The sequence below is a fragment of the Lysinibacillus sp. NPDC047702 genome (assembly GCF_050272555.1).
GTDB lineage: Bacteria > Bacillota > Bacilli > Bacillales_A > Planococcaceae > Lysinibacillus.
Genome location: NZ_JBNNMG010000009.1, coordinates 1 through 18790, shown reverse-complemented (window position 1 = coordinate 18790; position 18790 = coordinate 1). Strand labels below are relative to the sequence as shown.

General features: G+C 37.4%; 18 protein-coding genes. 8 read left to right on the top strand and 10 right to left on the bottom strand.

Annotated features, from left to right (window positions below):
• Window positions 1-177 precede the first annotated feature (177 nt).
• The 8 genes from serA to ACQKIM_RS06745 all read left to right on the top strand — a co-directional run bounded on the left by serA (window position 178) and on the right by ACQKIM_RS06745 (window position 7996).
• Complete coding sequence (gene serA / locus ACQKIM_RS06780) at window positions 178-1785, top strand: phosphoglycerate dehydrogenase (RefSeq protein ID WP_427540980.1); 1608 nt, start codon at window positions 178-180, stop codon at window positions 1783-1785.
• Between the two features lie 143 nt (window positions 1786-1928).
• Window positions 1929-2486, top strand: coding sequence for an RNA polymerase sigma factor (locus ACQKIM_RS06775; RefSeq protein ID WP_427540977.1), 558 nt, complete (start codon window positions 1929-1931; stop codon window positions 2484-2486).
• Window positions 2476-3234, top strand: coding sequence for a hypothetical protein (locus tag ACQKIM_RS06770; protein WP_427540974.1), 759 nt, complete (start codon window positions 2476-2478; stop codon window positions 3232-3234). Before ACQKIM_RS06775 ends, ACQKIM_RS06770 begins: the two co-directional genes overlap by 11 nt.
• Entirely contained in the window at window positions 3228-4109 is an 882-nt protein-coding gene (locus tag ACQKIM_RS06765; protein WP_427540971.1) for an ABC transporter ATP-binding protein, read from the top strand. Before ACQKIM_RS06770 ends, ACQKIM_RS06765 begins: the two co-directional genes overlap by 7 nt.
• Complete coding sequence (locus tag ACQKIM_RS06760) at window positions 4106-5341, top strand: hypothetical protein (protein WP_427540968.1); 1236 nt, start codon at window positions 4106-4108, stop codon at window positions 5339-5341. The genes ACQKIM_RS06765 and ACQKIM_RS06760 overlap by 4 nt, the downstream gene beginning before the upstream one ends.
• A gap of 1 nt (window position 5342) precedes the next feature.
• Window positions 5343-6479: a hypothetical protein gene (locus tag ACQKIM_RS06755; protein ID WP_427540965.1), complete on the top strand. Its 1137-nt coding sequence runs from the start codon at window positions 5343-5345 to the stop codon at window positions 6477-6479.
• A 103-nt stretch (window positions 6480-6582) separates the two neighbouring features.
• Window positions 6583-7077, top strand: a complete 495-nt coding sequence (locus tag ACQKIM_RS06750; RefSeq protein ID WP_427540962.1) for an RNA polymerase sigma factor — start codon at window positions 6583-6585, stop codon at window positions 7075-7077.
• On the top strand, window positions 7064-7996 hold the full coding sequence (locus tag ACQKIM_RS06745) for a hypothetical protein (RefSeq protein ID WP_427540959.1): 933 nt from the start codon (window positions 7064-7066) through the stop codon (window positions 7994-7996). The genes ACQKIM_RS06750 and ACQKIM_RS06745 overlap by 14 nt, the downstream gene beginning before the upstream one ends.
• Before the next feature lie 118 nt (window positions 7997-8114).
• Here ACQKIM_RS06745 and ACQKIM_RS06740 read toward each other — a convergent pair whose 3' ends face one another.
• The 10 genes from ACQKIM_RS06740 to ACQKIM_RS06695 form a co-directional block, all read right to left on the bottom strand.
• Window positions 8115-9590, bottom strand: coding sequence for an aldehyde dehydrogenase (locus tag ACQKIM_RS06740; protein ID WP_427540956.1), 1476 nt, complete (start codon window positions 9588-9590; stop codon window positions 8115-8117).
• Window positions 9591-9606: 16 nt separating this feature from the next.
• Window positions 9607-9801, bottom strand: a complete 195-nt coding sequence (locus ACQKIM_RS06735; protein ID WP_427540953.1) for a 4-oxalocrotonate tautomerase — start codon at window positions 9799-9801, stop codon at window positions 9607-9609.
• Window positions 9802-9819: 18 nt separating this feature from the next.
• Window positions 9820-10611 (bottom strand): 2-keto-4-pentenoate hydratase, encoded by a 792-nt coding sequence (locus tag ACQKIM_RS06730; RefSeq protein WP_427540950.1) that lies wholly within the window; start codon window positions 10609-10611, stop codon window positions 9820-9822.
• Window positions 10612-10628: 17 nt separating this feature from the next.
• A complete protein-coding gene (gene dmpG, locus ACQKIM_RS06725; protein ID WP_427540947.1) occupies window positions 10629-11642 on the bottom strand; it encodes a 4-hydroxy-2-oxovalerate aldolase in 1014 nt (337 codons plus the stop codon).
• A 15-nt stretch (window positions 11643-11657) separates the two neighbouring features.
• Window positions 11658-12542 (bottom strand): acetaldehyde dehydrogenase (acetylating), encoded by an 885-nt coding sequence (locus tag ACQKIM_RS06720; RefSeq protein WP_427540944.1) that lies wholly within the window; start codon window positions 12540-12542, stop codon window positions 11658-11660.
• Between the two features lie 2 nt (window positions 12543-12544).
• Complete coding sequence (locus tag ACQKIM_RS06715) at window positions 12545-13333, bottom strand: 2-keto-4-pentenoate hydratase (protein WP_427540941.1); 789 nt, start codon at window positions 13331-13333, stop codon at window positions 12545-12547.
• Window positions 13334-13345: 12 nt separating this feature from the next.
• Entirely contained in the window at window positions 13346-13825 is a 480-nt protein-coding gene (locus ACQKIM_RS06710; RefSeq protein WP_427540938.1) for a flavin reductase family protein, read from the bottom strand.
• Between the two features lie 74 nt (window positions 13826-13899).
• A complete protein-coding gene (locus ACQKIM_RS06705) occupies window positions 13900-14865 on the bottom strand; it encodes a catechol 2,3-dioxygenase (RefSeq protein ID WP_427540935.1) in 966 nt (321 codons plus the stop codon).
• 24 nt (window positions 14866-14889) lie between these two features.
• Window positions 14890-16428: a 4-hydroxyphenylacetate 3-hydroxylase N-terminal domain-containing protein gene (locus tag ACQKIM_RS06700; RefSeq protein ID WP_427540932.1), complete on the bottom strand. Its 1539-nt coding sequence runs from the start codon at window positions 16426-16428 to the stop codon at window positions 14890-14892.
• A gap of 171 nt (window positions 16429-16599) precedes the next feature.
• Window positions 16600-18384 (bottom strand): XylR N-terminal domain-containing protein, encoded by a 1785-nt coding sequence (locus tag ACQKIM_RS06695; RefSeq protein WP_427540929.1) that lies wholly within the window; start codon window positions 18382-18384, stop codon window positions 16600-16602.
• Window positions 18385-18790: the final 406 nt, after the last annotated feature.

The window sequence follows — 18790 nt, the reverse complement described above, 5'->3', positions numbered from 1 at the left end:
GCGCTGCGTTAGCACTACGCTTTCGCACAAAAAACATCTGTTGGCCTAAAGCCTCAGGCAGATGTTATGAATTTTGAAAGGGGATTGTTTGCATGCTGTAAGATGTACGAATTTTACAAATTTCAGACTGTCGTATATAGAAACCACTAAATTTTAATTAAAAGGAGCTAATTACAAATGACTACTGCAACAAAAACAATTAACGTATTTATCGCTGATCCACTAAGTGAAGATGGTATTTTCCCACTTCGTCAAGAACAAGATTTAGATCTTAATATCATTGTTGATACTGGTCTGGCACAAGAAGAATTAATCGCAAAAATTGCGGATGTAGATGTATTACTAGTTCGTTCTCAAACAACGGTAACACGCGAAGTAATTGAAGCGGCGAAAAATTTAAAACTTATCGGACGTGCTGGTGTAGGTGTGGACAATATCGATCTTACTGCAGCAACAGAGCATGGTATTATCGTAGTGAATGCACCAGATGGTAACACAAACTCCGCTGCAGAGCACACTATTGCCATGATGACTTCTCTTGCACGTCATATCCCACAAGCATTTAACACATTGAAAAATGGAAAATGGGATCGTAAATCATATGTTGGGGTTGAGCTTAAAAATAAAACTTTAGGTGTTGTAGGCTTTGGTCGTATTGGTGTTGAAGTAGCATATCGTGCTAAAGGACAACGTATGAACGTAATGGCATACGATCCATTCCTAACAGATGAACGTGCAAAAGAATTAGGCGTTACAAAATCATCTGTTGAAGAAATTTGCGAAAATGCAGATTTCATTACAGTACACACACCACTTCTTCCTGAAACACGCAATCTAATTAACAAAGATAAATTTGCTATGATGAAAGATGGCGTTCGCATTATTAACTGTGCACGTGGCGGTATTATTAATGAGGACGATTTATATGATGCTATCGAAGAAGGTAAAGTAGCAGGGGCTGCTCTTGACGTATTCGTATCTGAGCCAGCAACGGATCATAAACTTCTTACTTTACCACAAGTAATCGCAACACCTCACTTAGGTGCATCTACAATTGAAGCTCAAGAATCTGTAGCTGTGGATGTATCAAATGATATTATTAAATTCTATAAAACCGGTACTGTAACTAACCCAGTGAATATGCCTTCTATTCCAAAAGAGCTACTTGCACAAGTTGAACCTTTCTTCGAGTTAGCGGAAAAACTAGGCTCATTCTTATCTCAAGTGACAGCTGAGCCTGTAAAGGAAATCAATTTATCTTATGCTGGTGAGGTAGCAAACTATGATGTGCGCCCATTAACATCAAATGCATTAAAAGGCTTATTATCTAAAAATCATGGTAACCATGTGAATGATGTAAATGCTCGCTATTTATCTGAGCGTATCGGCATGAAAATTAATGAACATAAAACTACGACAGCTAAGGGCTTCACTAGCTTAATTACGATTGAAATTAAAACAGCAAATGAAACACACACTGTAGCTGGTACATTATTAAATGGTCTAGGTGCACGTATTGTTAAAGTAGAAGATTATGTTGTTGATGTAATTCCACAAGGTCACCTACTTTACATTAAAAACACGGACAAACCAGGTGCAATTGGTCGTGTAGCCACAAAGCTAGCTGAAAAAGATATCAACATCGCAACAATGCAGGTTGGCCGTGCACAGGTTGGCGGAACAGCTGTCATGATGCTTACAATCGATAATGTGGTAACAGAAGAAGATTTAACATTTGTAGCACAATTGGAAAATATTGATGAAGTAAAAGCGATTAGCCTATAATTTAATAGAGTTTATGGTAAGGACCTGAGTTAAATACTCGGGTCCTTTTTTATGTACTCACTAAAAAAATTGCAGAGATTAAAACTATTTAAAAGAACTTTACGAATATATGAATGAAGCGATGAAAGTGATGTGATAATGTGATGGATCTAGAAAGTCAGTGGATACGACGTGTGCAGCAATCTACTCATGAGGAAAGTGCTAATCGACTTGTTAAACACTATTATAAGGAAATATTTGCATTTGTTTATAAACAAATCTTAGATGAACAACTAGCTTTAGATTTGACGCAGGAAATTTTCATACGCATGCTACAGTCTATTTCTAGATTTAATAAGAAGAAAGCATCTTTTCGTACATGGCTCTATCGTATTGCTTCCAATCATTGCATTGATTATTTTCGCTCAAAATCGTATCAAGCTGGCCAGCTTACAAACTATGTTGAAGATCTTGAAATATTAGATCCAGTCAATATTATGGATTACCTAATTAAAAAAGAGAATTTAGAGCAAATAAATCACTTCCTTTATAAGAATGAAGCACATACCCAACAAATCGTTCGCTATAAGCTCTTTTTAGAACTGACATTCCAACAGATTGCTGAGCTTTTGGATTTGTCAGAATCAACGGTCAAAACGAGATATTATGCAGTATTAAAAAAACTTAGAGAGGAAATGGGGGCAGTCATATATGAGAAATAAAAAATGGGAGATTCCATATCCATCAGAAGAAGAAATAGAGCGACAGGTTACAATTATAGTTAATCAGGGGCTACCAAAACAACTGAATTTTATACAATTGTTACTTGATATAAAGCAGTATATTGGCTGGAGATATGTTGTGCTTAGCTATGGTGAAGCTCTATTTAGCGGATTTCTTACATTACTAATTTTCAGCTATATTTGGCTAACAGCTAATGAAACGACCATTTATTCTACCAAATTCAATGGTCTGCTATTTATGCTCTCTCCACTTGTTTTCCTAAGTTTAACTGCATATGCATACTATCAAAAAAGGTCAAACAATACCTTTGAGTTAGAAATGACAATGAAATTTACTGTCTTTCAAGTACTTGTATGTCGTATGTTTTTCTTTAGCGGAATAGCTATTTTAGTTAATATGTCTTTCATTTTAGCATTATCACTTAAATTTGAGATTGATGTATTACGACTAGTGCTTTTATCTTTAACCGGATTATTTCTATTTTCATCTGGGCTGCTTTTAACTCTTTATCATGGACAATTCTTCAAACGTTGTATTGGATTTATAGGGGCATGGATAGTAGGAAATAGTTTGTTGCTTATCACAGTAGATCAACAATATGGCGAACTTTTAGATAAATTGCCTATTGCTGCCTATAGTGTCTTATTAGTTGGAGTGCTAGTATTACATCTCTATTCATTTAAACGCTTATTAACGAAAAGTCAGGAAGGAGTAGTTGAATGTTAGTTGTACAAAATGTAGGAAAAGAATATGGAAATTTTATAGCATTACGAAATATTAATTTGCAGTTTGACAATGGTATATATGGCTTACTTGCTCCAAATGGCGCTGGTAAAACTACTCTTATTAAAATGCTTGTTACACTAATTAATCCAACAACTGGTGACATTTTTTATCAAGGTCAATCTATCAAAAAATTGGGGCAATCGTATCGTGAGGAGATTGGTTATTTACCGCAGCACTTTGGGTATTATAAACATTCTACACCAAAGCAATATTTAAACTATTTAGCTGCATTAAAGGGCATGGATAAACAAATTGTCCCTTATCGAATCGATGAAGTTCTTGATATGGTGGCTCTCAAAGATGTAAAAAATAAAAAAATGCGTAAATTCTCAGGCGGAATGATCCAACGGGTAGGTATTGCACAAGCCCTTCTAAGTAATCCCAAAATTATCATATTAGATGAACCAACGGCAGGGCTTGATCCAAAAGAGAGAGCTCGCTTTAGACATATGCTTTCAGATCTTGCACGTAACCGAATTATTATCATTTCTACACATATCGTATCAGACATCGAATCTATAGCGAATGAAATTATCATGATAAAAAATAATATCATTTCACATAAAGATTCTGTTGTTAATATTTGCTCAATACTCACAGGAAAAGTCTTTGAAACAATGATGGGTCATGAGGATATCACTGAATTTCGAAAAAATTATATAACATTAGCAGAAAAACAAGAGCAAAGAAAAATGGTTGTTCGCTTTGTAGCTGAAGAAAAATTAGAGCCATCTTGGAAGTCAGTAGAGCCGCAGCTTGAAGATGTGTTTTTAGTGGAGTATGCATCTGAAGATACGAGTGGTAATAACAAATGAGCATTACTTGGTTAGAAATAAAAAAAGCATTATATTCTCCCACTATTTTAATACTCCTTGCATTGTTTACTATATTTAATATTTTTACGGTTATTAGTAACTCCTATAAAAAAGATGAATTAAAAATAGTAAATGTCATTATTGAAAAATACGGTGATACTTTTAATGATGAGATTTTACGTAAAATGCAGGAAGATTTGAATATAGATGTGAAAAAGCTTAATCCTCAATTTCAAGATGTAAACACTTTTATCAATTCCATGAATTATGAAAAATACCATAATACTACTTTAACTGAACAAAAAGAGATTGATCGTATAAATTTGATGCAAATGTATATTAATCTTGGTATAGGTTTAGATGAACGCTACGCTAAACTAAACATTGAACTGCTAAAGGAAGAAACGATTACAGAATTTGGATTTACTAACTGGACAGCTGACTTTGTTACGAGTGAATATGATAAATTAAATGATCGATTAACAGAAATAAAAGAAACAAACGAGTATAAGAATTGGTTTTTCGCAGGTAATTATCAAATGCATAATGAATTATTTCGTCATCTTATAAAGAATATCGCTATGGAAGGCGTTATTTTAGTTGTACTTCTCACAACACTTATTACGAATTATGAATTTGAACATCGAACACAACTTGTAACATTCGCGACAAAAAAAGGTCGCCTCTTAATGCTTAATAAATTAATGGCAAGTCTTTTGGCAACTCCCATTATCTTACTACCATTATTCGGATTATCATTACTGACGTTTTTTACGGTATATGATTTTTCTGGTTTATGGACTGCACTTATTACCAGTGGTTTGAACTGGGAGTATAAATGGCCGTACATAACATGGTGGCCTATTGAATATTGGGAGTATTTATTATTAACGATTACCATTCTCGTTATCACATTACTTATAATATCACTCCTAACATTTTGCATAAGTTCTATCATAAAAAATAGTTATCTCGCTTGGATAGCAAGTATATTACTTCTCGTAAGTATGTTTGTTGTACCAATGTTCTTTAAAGGTATCCCAACACTAATGCTATTTATGCATTTGAATTTAACATTACTTTTGCTCAACCCACATATGTATTTTTCTGGAGTCTCTAATTTAATGATGTTTAAATATCATGAGGCTTGGACACTAGCTTTATGTGGGCTTATTAGTGCTCCTTGCGTAACATACGCAATCAGACGATTTAATAGAAAGGATATTGTATAATATGCAGCTATTTTGGATGGAAGTGAGGAAAATATTTTCATGGAAGATCGTAGCATTAATTTTATTTGTTAATATACTTCTTTATTGGTTATTATTAGAATTTCATATCGAAGTCTTTCCAAATGGTCGTCCTGCAGGGGATACATTTGCAATTGAGCAGCAGCTGATTCCAAAGTATGGGGCAGAAATAGATGAAAAAGAATATAAAGAATTATTAGCCATGTACAAGCAGGAGAAAAAGAAGGCAGATGCATTTTTAGACCATGACCCGAAAGCTACGGAGTTGGGTATTACAACATACGAAGCATTTCGTCATATTGAATCGGAAGATGAGCAACTTTCAGAGTATCGTGATGCTATTACTTTTCGTAGCACAGAGGACTTCCCATGGGTATTGCAAGCATGGGAAAGTTTAATCGAACGCTACCAATACCATGAAAAATCACTTCAAGGTGAAATTGAACGCACATCTGGAGCACAGCAGCAGCGCTTTGAACAGATATTGAATGACAGAAAGCATACGATATACTCTAGCATTGTATTAGATAATTTTCGTAGTATTACAGAAAATTTAGCTATTATTATCTTATTTAGCATAGCTATTCTGCTATCTCCTATTTTTCTTAGAGACAAGGTAACATCTATTATTCCATTGCAATATACATCGAAAAAGGGACGGCAAATATTTTGGACAAAATGGCTTGCAGGGCTTGTCAGTGCAGTGTTTATAACAATTGTATTAATGTTTATTTATTTAGCCATGTATACAACAAATAACACTTCTTCCCATTTTGACTTACCTTTATCTTCATTTAGCTGGTACTATTACTGGTACGATATGACGTTTTTCCAATATATCATTTTAACAATTACTGCAGTCTTTATTGGAGCAGTACTTTTAGGAATAGTATCGATGGCTATTTCGGTATTTGCCCACAATACAATTGCATTGATTGGCATTCAAATTGTTGTTATGTTTGGTATGATAGCTGGGGTCACAAAGTTTATGATTACAGATATTATTTGGATTTGGCATCCTAAATGGCTTGCACCAGCTGGCTACATTCTACTGATTAGCCTTACAGTCATACTTACGCGCTATGCTTGGCGTCGTGAATCTCGGAAAGATATTATGTAATATAAAACGTACTTAGCCATGTTTGGCAAGTGCGTTTTTTTAGTTAAAATGATACTTTTCGCAAAGTCATTCGTCTTTAAAGAAAAGGAGGTGCAGAGGCTGGATGTTTGAAGAACAGTTTTATCTACATAATCAAACCATTTTTAAATACTTATATTACTTACTCAATGATGAAAAGTTAGCGGAGGATTTCACACAGGAGACATTTATTCGCTTTTTCAAATACCAGCAGACAATTAAAGAAGGTGCTGAACTAGCATGGTTAAGGAGCACTGCACGTAATCTAGCCTACGATCATTACCGCCGCAAAAGACTTATTCAATTTGTCCCTTTTTTAAACGATCATGAGGAGCAAGACCCTACCTCCCCACATCAATGGATAACTCAGCAAGAAGATGCACAGTCGCTTTATCTTGCAATTAGCAGACTTAAGCTTACTTATCGAGATGTTATTATTTTACGAAAGATTGAGGGCTTAACCATTCAGGAGACCTGTGATGTCTTGGGCTGGAATGAAGGGAAAGTAAAAAACACTTTAAAACGTGCACTTGTTGCATTAAAAAAGCAACTTGGAGGTGAATTTGATGAAGAGCTATGAAAAGTCTTGGCAACATTTACGTGACCTAAAGCTGACAAAGCAACAGCAGGAAAAAATACTACACAATATTACTACACCTACGACAATAGAAAAACGGGCAACAAAAAAAGCTTGGCAGATTCCTGTAGTGTCTCTACTATTTATGACCATTCTTTCGATATTAATTTTGTCTTTTATCCAAAGACCGACTGACCTGCCACTCACAGCAGATTCGAATAAAACAATTGCTAAAGTCTATGTACAAACTAATGAAAATAAAAAAACGTTTATCGCAAAAGCATCATGCCTTTATATACCTCAGCAATGCTATACTAATAAACAACTATTATCTCAGCTTGAAGAACAAATGGAACATGCGCCTACAGTTTCAGTAACAGCTCAGCAGTGGGAAGCAAATCGTTACATTAAACCTCAAGACTTATTGATTGTCTATTCTGATGGATCACAAGAGAAATGGAAGGTAATAAACTATGATACTCTCTTTAATATCCAAACTGAGCATGCCATTCAATCAGAAAATGCGTTTAGTTCAATAGAGTTATACTACGATGATAAACGTTCCACCAAGATGATTTTAGGAAATATTTTCATATTACTTACACACTTTACACTTTGGCTAGCTAAAAAAAGAATGCCTCATACCGAACGGCGCTTTTTCGCTGCTACAGTTGAACATGCAACCGCAAATGCCATCATGCTTGTCTTGTTTTCAGGTATTTTATACGCAATTTATTTACTTTGGCATTCTATACACGTAACGACAATATATAGCTTATTTACAATCTACTCTATAATGCAAATATACTATCGAAAAAAAGCTGGCGAACCTCGAGGTTACCTAATAGCGAGCGCTGTGGTTCAACTATTTATTGCAACTGCCTTTACATGGCTGTATCTTGCATTTAATGTACATTTTTAATCGATATTTCTCTAAAAAGTTTCGATAAAACCTCAATTTATTTCGATACCTCATCAAATTTTTTCGATAAAGTGCATTTTAATCAGTGGAGGGCCTTTTCGTCCTCCACTGATTATTTTCATTTCAACGCTATACATATATTTTTTGCTTCTGTGAAAAATTCCAAGCTATGGTGGCCGCCTTCACGTCCTATGCCACTCTTTTTAAAGCCTCCAAAAGGAGCTCGTAAGTCGCGCACAAACCAGCAATTTACCCAAATTGTACCTGCACGTACATCATGAGAAATACGGTGTGCACGCTGTAAATTTTCGGTCCAGACAACTGCATTTAAACCGTACTCTGTTCCATTAGCTATTGCAAGTGCCTCTTCCTCTGTATTAAACGGGATAATTGTAACGATAGGACCGAAAATCTCCTCTTGGCAAATGCGAGCTTGCGGATTTTCTTGTAAATAAATTGTCGGCTGTAAATAATACCCCGTACTTAATTGAGCTGGTAATTCAGGTCGTTTACCACCATAAATAAGTGTAGAATTTTCATATTCAGCTACACTTAAATAACTCGTTACCTTATTATAATGTGTTTCACTTACGACTGGTCCCATATTCGTCTTTGAATCTTGCGGATCCCCAACAACTAATGCTGCAGCCGCTTCTTTAAAACGTGTAAGGAATTCATCTAAAATTGAACGTTGCACTAAAATACGTGACCCTGCTAGACAAACTTGACCAGAGTTCATAAATGCTGCTTGAATCGATATAGGGATGGCTTTTTCTAAGTTCGCATCTTCAAAAATAATATTTGCCGCCTTCCCTCCTAATTCAAAGGAAACTTTTTTCAATGAATCAGCACCGTTTTTCATGATTGCTTTCCCTGTCGTCGTTTCCCCTGTGAAGGAAATTAAATCAACTTCAGGATGTGTCGTCATAAATTCCCCTGCTGATTGTACTCCAAAGCCGTGGACAACGTTAACAACCCCATCTGGAATCCCCGCCTGTTGTGCAATCTCACCAAGTAACGATACAGTTAATGGTGTAATTTCTGCTGGTTTTATGACCGCTGTATTTCCCGAAGCCAAGCATGGACCAAGCTTCCACGTTGTTAGCATAAACGGTAAATTCCAAGGTGTTATTAATGCTGCAACCCCTACTGGTTCATAGCGCGTATAATTTAAATAAGCATCGTCCATCGGATATACTTCGCCACCTTGCTGTTCCATAAAATCAGCAAAAAATTTCAAATTTTCCGCGGCACGAGGAATCTCACGTTCTAATGCTACTTGATAAGGCTTACCAACATCTAATGCTTCAAGGCGCGCTAACTCCTCTTTGCGTTCTAGAATAATTTCTGCCATCCGACGAATTTTCGCTAAACGCTCAGATAAAGGCATTGTACGCCAAGGACCTACTTCAAAAGCTTGCCGTGCTGCTTCACACGCCCGATCCACATCTTCAAAGCTTGCTTCATGAACTTTTGCAATAATTTCCTGGGTCGCAGGATTTTTCACCTCGAATAATGTTTGAGAAGAAGATTCAACATATTCTCCATTTATAAATAGTTTAACTTCTTTCAATTTCGTTTGTGTATTCTCCATCGTAGACCACTCCTTATTATTCATTTTGACGACGTTGTATAGACTTCCCTGCAATTCCCCAATGAGTGCTTGGGATTTCATTTAAGCACACACGAACTGTTTCAAGTGGTGCATCTAATACAGATGAAACGGTTTGGCTTACTTCTGCAATTAACCGTTCCTTTTGCTCTGGTGTCCGTCCCTCAATAAATGTTATTTGAATAAATGGCATTCCACCTGCCCCCCTTTGCTATCGTTCTACTTGAACTGTTAATGACTCCATTCCGTCAAAGCTTACAGTAAAGTTATCCCCTGCATGCATTGTTGCAGAGCCTGTTAACGCGCCACTCAGCACAATATCTCCAGCTCGTATATGTTGTCCACGAGCGATTAATTTATTAGCCATCCATGCTATGGCTCGTGCTGGATGTCCCATCACTGAACCCGCTGTACTTGTCGCAAAAATCTCATCATTTTGCATGAAAATACAGCCCATATTCACAAGATCCACCTCGTTTACCGCATATTTTTGCGAACTCACTATGTAACGAGAGGAAGAAGAGTTATCAGCGATTACATCTGGTAATGTAAAATTAAAATTTAAATAACGACTATCGATAATCTCCATTGCAGGCGCAATATAATCAGTTGCTTCCAACACCTGTGCAACGGTTACAATCGGGCCACCCAAATCCTGCTTAAATACAAAGGCAATCTCTGGTTCAATTTTCGGGTGAATGAGAGATTTTAATGAAATCGGCAGCTTTGCATTTAACTCCATATTCGCTAACAGCACACCGTAAGAAGGCTCATGAACTCCCATCATTTGTTGCTTTGCCTTACTCGTTAACCCAAGCTTTAGCCCTGAAATAGTTGTTTCCTCATGCATACATTTCAGTTCAATTAATTTATCTTGAATATTATAGGCAGTTTCCACTGTCAGCTCTGGATATTGATCAACAAACTTCGTAACCTCTGACCTATCTCGCTCTGCTTTATACAACTCATACGCAATTTGATCTAACGTATCGGTTTTCATCATCGGGCGTTCCTCCGCTTCTAGTTTACTGTCTGCTTATGATTGGCTAACTTTCGAGCAATTTCTGCGATTAAATCCTCTTGCCCACCTACTGCCTTCATTTTGCCAAGCTCCACTAAAATTTCACGCTCATCTACGTTATATTTCTTTGCCGCTTCCTGCGTAAATAATAAAAAGCTAGAGTAAACACCTGCGTAGCCCATTATTAAACTAGAGCCTGTTATTTCTTGAGGACGAGGCATAAAGGGTGCAACCACTTCATTCGCAACATCAATTACACTATATAAATCAATACCAGTTTCATAGCCTAGACGATCAAAAACAGCCACCATTACCTCCGTTTGTGTATTCCCACTACCTGCACCCAAACAGCGTAAACTACCATCCACATACGTAGCACCCGCTTCAACAGCAGCAATTGTATTAGCCATAGCAAGTGATAAATTATTATGTGCATGAAAGCCAATCTCACAGGAAACATGCGACTTTAATGCAGCTACTCGTTCCTTAACCTCATGAGGAAGCATAGCACCTGCTGAATCTGTCACATAAATAATTTCAGCACCGTAACTCTCAAATAATTTTGCCTGTTCAACGATTACAGATGTTGGAGCCATATGTGCCATCATTAAAAATCCAACTGTTTTCAATCCTAGCTCCCGACTTAAGTAAATATGTTGACCAGCAACATCAGCCTCGGTTACATGGGTTGCAACACGGGCCATTTTAGCTCCAGCCTTTACCGCGTCTTTTAAATCTTCCTTTACACCAATGCCTGGTAAAATTAACACCGAAATAGCCGAATCCCCACATTCTTCTTGTGCTGCTTCTATTAACTTCAGTTCATCTACCTTAGAAAATCCATACTGTAATGAGGAGCCCCCTAATCCATCTCCGTGGGATACCTCAAAATATTTCACCTTTGCCTTCCTTAAACCGCGCGCAACCGCTCTCACCTGCTGCTCTGTAAATGCATGACGCATAGAATGACTACCATCACGTAATGTCACATCTAAAACTGTTATTTTTTTCATTACACTCACCTCCGTTTAGTTCGATTTCACTGTTGCATGTTGCTGTTTAGCAATCTCATTCCCTACTTGTACTGCTGCAGCCGTCATAATATCTAGATTTCCTGAATAGGTCGGGAAGAAATCTCCTGCTCCCTCCACCTCTAAAAAAATTGATACTTGTTGACCATTAAAAATAGGAGCACTTGTCAGTCGATATCCTGGTACATATTGTTGAACAGCTCGCACTATATCTTCAATAGCTTTTAAAATTTCTTGCTCCCTATTACGCTCATTTACTAAAACATGCACAGTATCACGCATCATAATCGGTGGATCAGCTGGATTTAAAATAATAATGGCCTTGCCCTTGCTCGCTCCTCCCACGTCCTCTATTGCCCTTGCTGTAGTTCTTGTAAATTCATCAATATTAGCCCGAGTACCAGGTCCAGCGCTTTTACTTGCTACTGTAGCAACAATTTCCGCATATTCAACATCAGCTACTTGATTAATCGCATAGACAATTGGAATAGTCGCTTGCCCACCACAAGTCACCATATTGACATTGTCGGCCGTTGCGAATTTTTTCAAATTAGCACATGGCACAACAAATGGACCAATAGCAGCTGGCGTTAAATCAATAATCTTTTTACCAAGAGCAAGCACTTTCTCACTGTGTATCGAATGTGACTTTGCCGTTGTGGCATCAAACACCATATCAAAGAGCTCTGGACAGGCCACTAATCCTTCAATTCCATTTGTGATTGTAAGATAACCAAGAGACTTTGCACGTTGAATTCCCTCAGATGCAGGGTCAATTCCTACCATGACACTCATTGATAAGTACTCACTACGTTCGATTTTGTACATTAAATCGGTACCGATATTACCCGAGCCTAAAATCGCAACCTTTAGTTTTGCCATCTTCATTTCTCCTCCTTCAGCCTAAACGTAGCGGACACAGCACCTAAATGAGCAAACTCTGCTACAAACGTATCTCCGTCCTCAATTGTGACTGCGGCTGTCAAAGCACCTGCCAACACAAATTCACCTGCCTGTAAACCGATATGATATTTACTAAGCTTATTAGCTAACCATGCAACTGCACGTAATGGATCACCCATTACAGCGGCAGCAGCGGCACTATCAAACAACTCACCGTTTCGGTAAACATTCATACCCATATGCGGTAAGTCTACATCTAGCAATTTTGTAGGATTTCCACCAATAATCACCATCGCAGAGGAACCATTGTCTGCAACAGTATCTTCAAAACGAATTTTCCAATCAGCTATCCGGCTATCAATTACTTCTAATGCAGGGACGATGTAATCCGTTGCCTCAACAACATCCTCCACTGTAATATTTGGCCCGTACAAGTCCTTCTTTAAAACGAACGCAATCTCAAATTCCAGCTTTGGCTGAATAAAATGATTTAGTGAAATTGTTGCACCATCGACCTCCACCATATTCGATAAAATATGACCGTAGTCTGGCTCTGACACATTAAATTGCTGCTGCATTACCTTACTCGTTAAGCCGATTTTCTTACCGACAATATGCTTCCCCTCCTGTTGCTTTGCAGCAATTTGAAGTAATTGTATAGCATAAGCGTCATCTACAGTTATATCTGGAATAGTAGATGTTAAAGGGGCGATAGGTTGCTTCGACACCTCAGCTTCCTGTAATTTCTTTGCGTATAATTGTCTATCCATGCCTACCTCCTCCTAGATCTGCACCGGTGTTTCCGATGATAATGCTCCATATCGTCCATTAAAAAATAGCAATGGCTCCCCATCTTCTAGATGAATGTTTTTCACTCGTCCAATAAATAACGTATGATCACCTTCTATATACGTGCTTGCCACCTCACAGCTTACTTGTGCAATAGCACCTTCAATTGTCGGTGCACCTTGTAAATCACCGAATGTTACATTCCGCTTTTCTTTGATTTGTCCAGCAAATAGCATTGACAGCTCTTGCTGTTGAGCCGATAAAAAATTGACAGTAAATGTACCGCTTTGTTGGATATGCTTAAGCATAGAAGCTTTTTCACCAATAGAGATGACAACTAATTTTGGATCAAGTGAAACAGACATGAACGCATTTGCAGTCATGCCATGTATTTTGCCATTAACATTTGTTGTAATCACTGTGACACCTGTTGCAAATTTCCCCATCGCATTTCTAAATAGACGATCCTCCATTACATAACCTCCTCATGATATAGTGCTGTCTCAAATACTTTGAAGTAGTATTTAAGACAGCTGTTTGGACTTTTTTACTTCACTGGAACCTTTACTGCTCGATCTGGTGTGCCATACAAGAAATACTCATTTGGTAGTGGAGAGCCATACCAAATAATCGCTTCATCTAACTCATTCTCGCGCCATGTTATCGGCTTCCAATCAGGATCGAAAATCAGGTAGCCTGAATCGCCAAATAATTCAACTCGATTGCCACCAGGCTCCATTACATACATGAAGTACGCTTGACTTACACCATGTTTTCCAGGGCCAGCCTCTATTTGAATACCATTTTCCACAAAAATATCTGCCGTATCCATAAGATGCTGAGGATAACCGTACCAAAATGCAATATGATGGAAGCGGCCACTGTTGCCAGTTTGGTCGTTCATTAACGCTACCTCATGTACAAGTGGACTAACACTCATCCATGCTCCGATTTCTTCATCATTGTTCAGAACAATTTGTTCACGTAACTTGAAGCCTAAATGCTCAGACATAAACTCACGGTTTTTTGCTACATCCCTACACATTAAATTGATATGATCTAAACGACGTGCTGGAATACCCATTAATGGACGCTTTTGCGGACGACTTTTTAATAAAGTTTTTTGATCTTCAGCTGGCTGGAAATAATCTACTTCCCACAAAATTTCTTGATTGTGTCCATCTGGTGTGACGAATTGGTAAGCACGACCATGACCTAAATCGCCATCAATCCAACCTTTTCCGTAACCGCTTTTTTCTAAAGATGCGACACGACGCTCCAGCGCTTCTGGTGAACTTGCTCGCCATGCAGAATGTCCAAGGCCTGCTTCCTTTCCTTCCGTAAGCTTTAGTGTGTGATGATAAAAATCTTCATAGCCTCGTAGATAAACCGATTGCCCCTCACGTGCTGTAATTTGTAGCCCCATATAATCTGTGAAAAACTTTAAAGATTCCTCTGGCTTTGGCGTAAAAAGCTCCACATGCGCTAATTGCGCTACATCAAAATTTGTCATCAAACATTCCCCCTACTGTTATCATTATTTATTTGTAAAATAATTCACATCATCAGGATTAACCCAAGTCGGATCTGTCCACCCTGTTAAATCGTAATCAGCCATACATTGCTCAGCAAAAGCAATAAACTCATCTGTTTTACCACTGCCTTGAGCGCCAAATAATGTTTGTAATCGGATATCCTCATGATTTCCAGCATAATTACGTTCGTATAATTCACTCCGACCACCAAATTCAGTACCAATTGCATCCCAAAGTAGCTTTATGGTTTTAATTTTTTCAAGCGCTTCAATACCATTTGAACCACGATAAAGCTTATTTAATGTCGGACGGAATTCCTCGTTTAAAAAATCTCTTGCGCTAGATGGCTGGACAATTAAATTCCCTGCTACAATTTGCTGAATAATGCCTTTAATCTTTGGCCAACCTTCCTGTAAAAATACGCGATAGGCTAGTCCACCATTTAAATTCGGAATAACGATGCCATTTTCTTTTTTCTCAGGGTTCAATGCCATCGCATCACTTAATGACCAGAACATATGACGCCAAGCAATAATTTCTCCAATATGAACCTGAACACCACGGAATTGATCAGTGCCTGCCGTCTTTAATGCCTTCAACAATACACCAATAATAAAATCTAATTTCACCGCTAAGCGTGTGACACCTTGGAAAGTAAAGCGATTAATGAAACCGCTTTCTACAAAGAATGAAGTTGTCTTTTGCATATCTTCATAAATTAAAATATTTTCCCATGGAATAAGCGCTTGCTCAAATACAAGTACTGCATCATTTTCATCGAAACGACTACTTAGCGGATAATCAAATGGACTCCCCATAACCGCAGACGTCATCTCATACGATGCGCGACTAATAAGCTTTACACCAGGGGCATCCATTGGGGCAATAAAGACAACAGCAAATTTTTTATCTTTAATCGGTAAACCATACGTGCCCACAAAATTGTAATTAGTTATAGCTGAGCCTGTAGCTACCATCTTCGAGCCACTAATAATCAAACCTTCGTCCGTTTCACGTTCCACTTGGATAAAAACATCCCCTACTTCATGGACATCTTTGTGTCGATCTACAGGCGGGTTCACAATTGCATGATTAAAGAACCAATTTCGTTCTTGTGACTCCTTATACCAACGCTTCGCATTTTCTTGATAAGGTGAATAGTATTCAGGATTTCCACCAAGTGTTGCAAGGAATGAAGCCTTGTAGTCTGGTGTCCGCCCCATCTGCCCATATGTAAGGCGGGCCCAAGCAACAATAGCATCCCGTCCTTTAATTAAATCATCCGCGCTACGTGCTGCACGGAAATAACTATGGGTATAACCTCCACTACCCGTATCCGTTTCACAAGTTAAAATATCTTTGTATTTTGGGTCATGCATGGCATCATATAAACGTGATATCGATCGTGCCGAATTCCGAAAAGCTGGATGAGTCGTGACATCCTTTACACGTTCACCATGTAACCAAATTTCCCGACTATCCTTTAAACTTTCTAAATATTCCTGCCCTGTCAATGGCTTCGTACCTTGCTTTACAACCATTCCCTTCCCCCCTACAATTATTTTTTCTTGTTTGACATGTCTATTTAAATATAATTCTTTCGGAATTTTTAGATAATTAATAAAAAGTATAGAATTCTACTGTTTTTCCTTCAAATTTGAAAGGAATATATGCAGAAAATAGAAAAAAGCCAGCAAGTTCGCTGACTTTTCTTACTTTTTATTTTCTAATGCTTTCATCACGTAATAGATTTTCAGGGCTAACTGGCATCGAAAGCGTCCATCTCCTGTCCGTAAATCTTCTTGCAATAAAGTTTCAATTTTTTCCATTCTATAACGGAATCCTGGAATTGAAAGACTCAAAGCCTTTGCTGTTTTATTGACATTACCACTGTGGTTTAAAAAAACCTCTAAAGTATGGGCAAGTGTTGCATTATTTTGCTCATCATATTTTATTAGCTGACCTAGCACCTCTTCATAGAACTGTAAGAGCTCCCTTGGGTTTGTTGTCTTTAAAAATAACATAATATGCTGAAAGTTTTCGTAAATTGCAGATTGTGTCTGTCCAGGTGCTGCATATCGTAGAAATTGACAAATCAGTCTAGCCTCATTGTGGCTGTTTCCGATTTCTTCTAACTTATCGGCATTTTTCCCCACACCAATTTGGAATATAGATTGCTTAAACCGCTCTTTTAATCGTTTTGTTAATACACTAACAAAATCTGACATATATTCGATATTCTTTTCACAATCCTCTAAAATAAGTAGGATTTCTTGATTTTTAATAAAACACTCAATATTTAAATACTCTGTTATTAAAAAGCTATGCAAAGTTTCAGGTTCCTCATACTCAGATGTTATGACTATTACACGATTGTTTTTACTAGGATCAAAATAGAAAATGCTACGGGCCTTTTTAATGAGTGCCTCTGTGGAAGATTGTCTACTCATGATTTCATCTAAAAAATCGGACTTTCTTTGCCATTGTGATTGAGCAATTTGCATCTGTGTATATAAATAAATTGAGAATACCGTCACAGCGCGTTCAATAATCATTTCCTGCTCTCGCATTAGCTCATTATGGCTAAGAATCACTAAAGTCCCCAATTGCTTTTTCATAGTCATAATCTCATACTCATGTCGAAACTCTTTTTTCTTACGATTTCCTTCTATATAAAGCTGTTCATCATCCTTATGCATAAAATAATAACCAATTGGCTTCAATAAGTATCTCCGCTCAATTATTACACTACATTGCAACGCATCACTTAAAAGATGTAAGAGTTGATTTAACGTATAGCCCTCAAGCATTGCATGTGTCATTTGTTTGTGGATGGTGTCAGAATATAGGATAGAATTATTCAGTGATTTTAATTCATTATACGTAGCGTCTAATTCATCAGATAAGGAGGTTTCTTGAAAATATCGTAATAAATCTAATTGCTCTGCTGTAACATGCTCCTTAGTTCTAACGACAAATTTACAATAGTCATCACATTTACCACGACATTTTTCCTCAAAAACAACGACTTCTCTTGAATAAGTTTTTGCTAGAAAGCCTGCTACATAACCAATCAAGGTCCAGCATACACTTTCGTCACTAAAGCCAAAATGGCGAACATGCTCCTCCGCCTCATAAGAATGGAACCACTTGCCTTCCATTTCAAATTTATCGTCACTTATTTCAAGTACATCAATTTCTACACTGACAACGCCCTCTAATGTATGGATTGCAGCACCAGCTCTTATCAACTCTTTTAACTCTTTCCAATTGTACATTTTCTCAATAGAGCCACCAGCACTATAGCCACACGCCCAACCATAGCGTAATAAAAAACCCTTTGCTCGCTCCATATTCAACGTTTGAATAATATCACGCCTAAAAAATCCAAGTGCCTCAGCTGATTTTAGGATCATTCGATTTCCATTGAACTTTATAATGCCCGAACGCGGATTAATATCTATGGCATTTTCAAACACTAAACGATTTGCTTTCACTATATACACCCCCATAAACTTGCAGTCTTTACAACAAAAAAGGCTTGTACATTTCTCCAAATCGAAATCACTAGATTGAAAGTGTTTACTTTTATTTAGTATAAATTTATTTTTTTGATAATTCAATTTATTTAGGGGTGTTGTTTCGATAAAGCTTGGGCTTGTTTCGATATTTCACGAAAAAGTTTCGATAAAACCTCAATTTGTTTCAATAAATTTCAAAAAAAATGTACTGATCCTTTGTTGGATCAGTACATTCTTCATAGTGTTGAAAAACTAAATGGTCAAGGGACTTTTTGTGAATACTACTAAGTCAAAATGAAGGTGATTTCCGTTCCAGGCTACTCGCTTTCCTGTGGGCGAGCGACGAGCCGCTTCCTGCGCTGACGCTCCGTGCAGGGTCTCG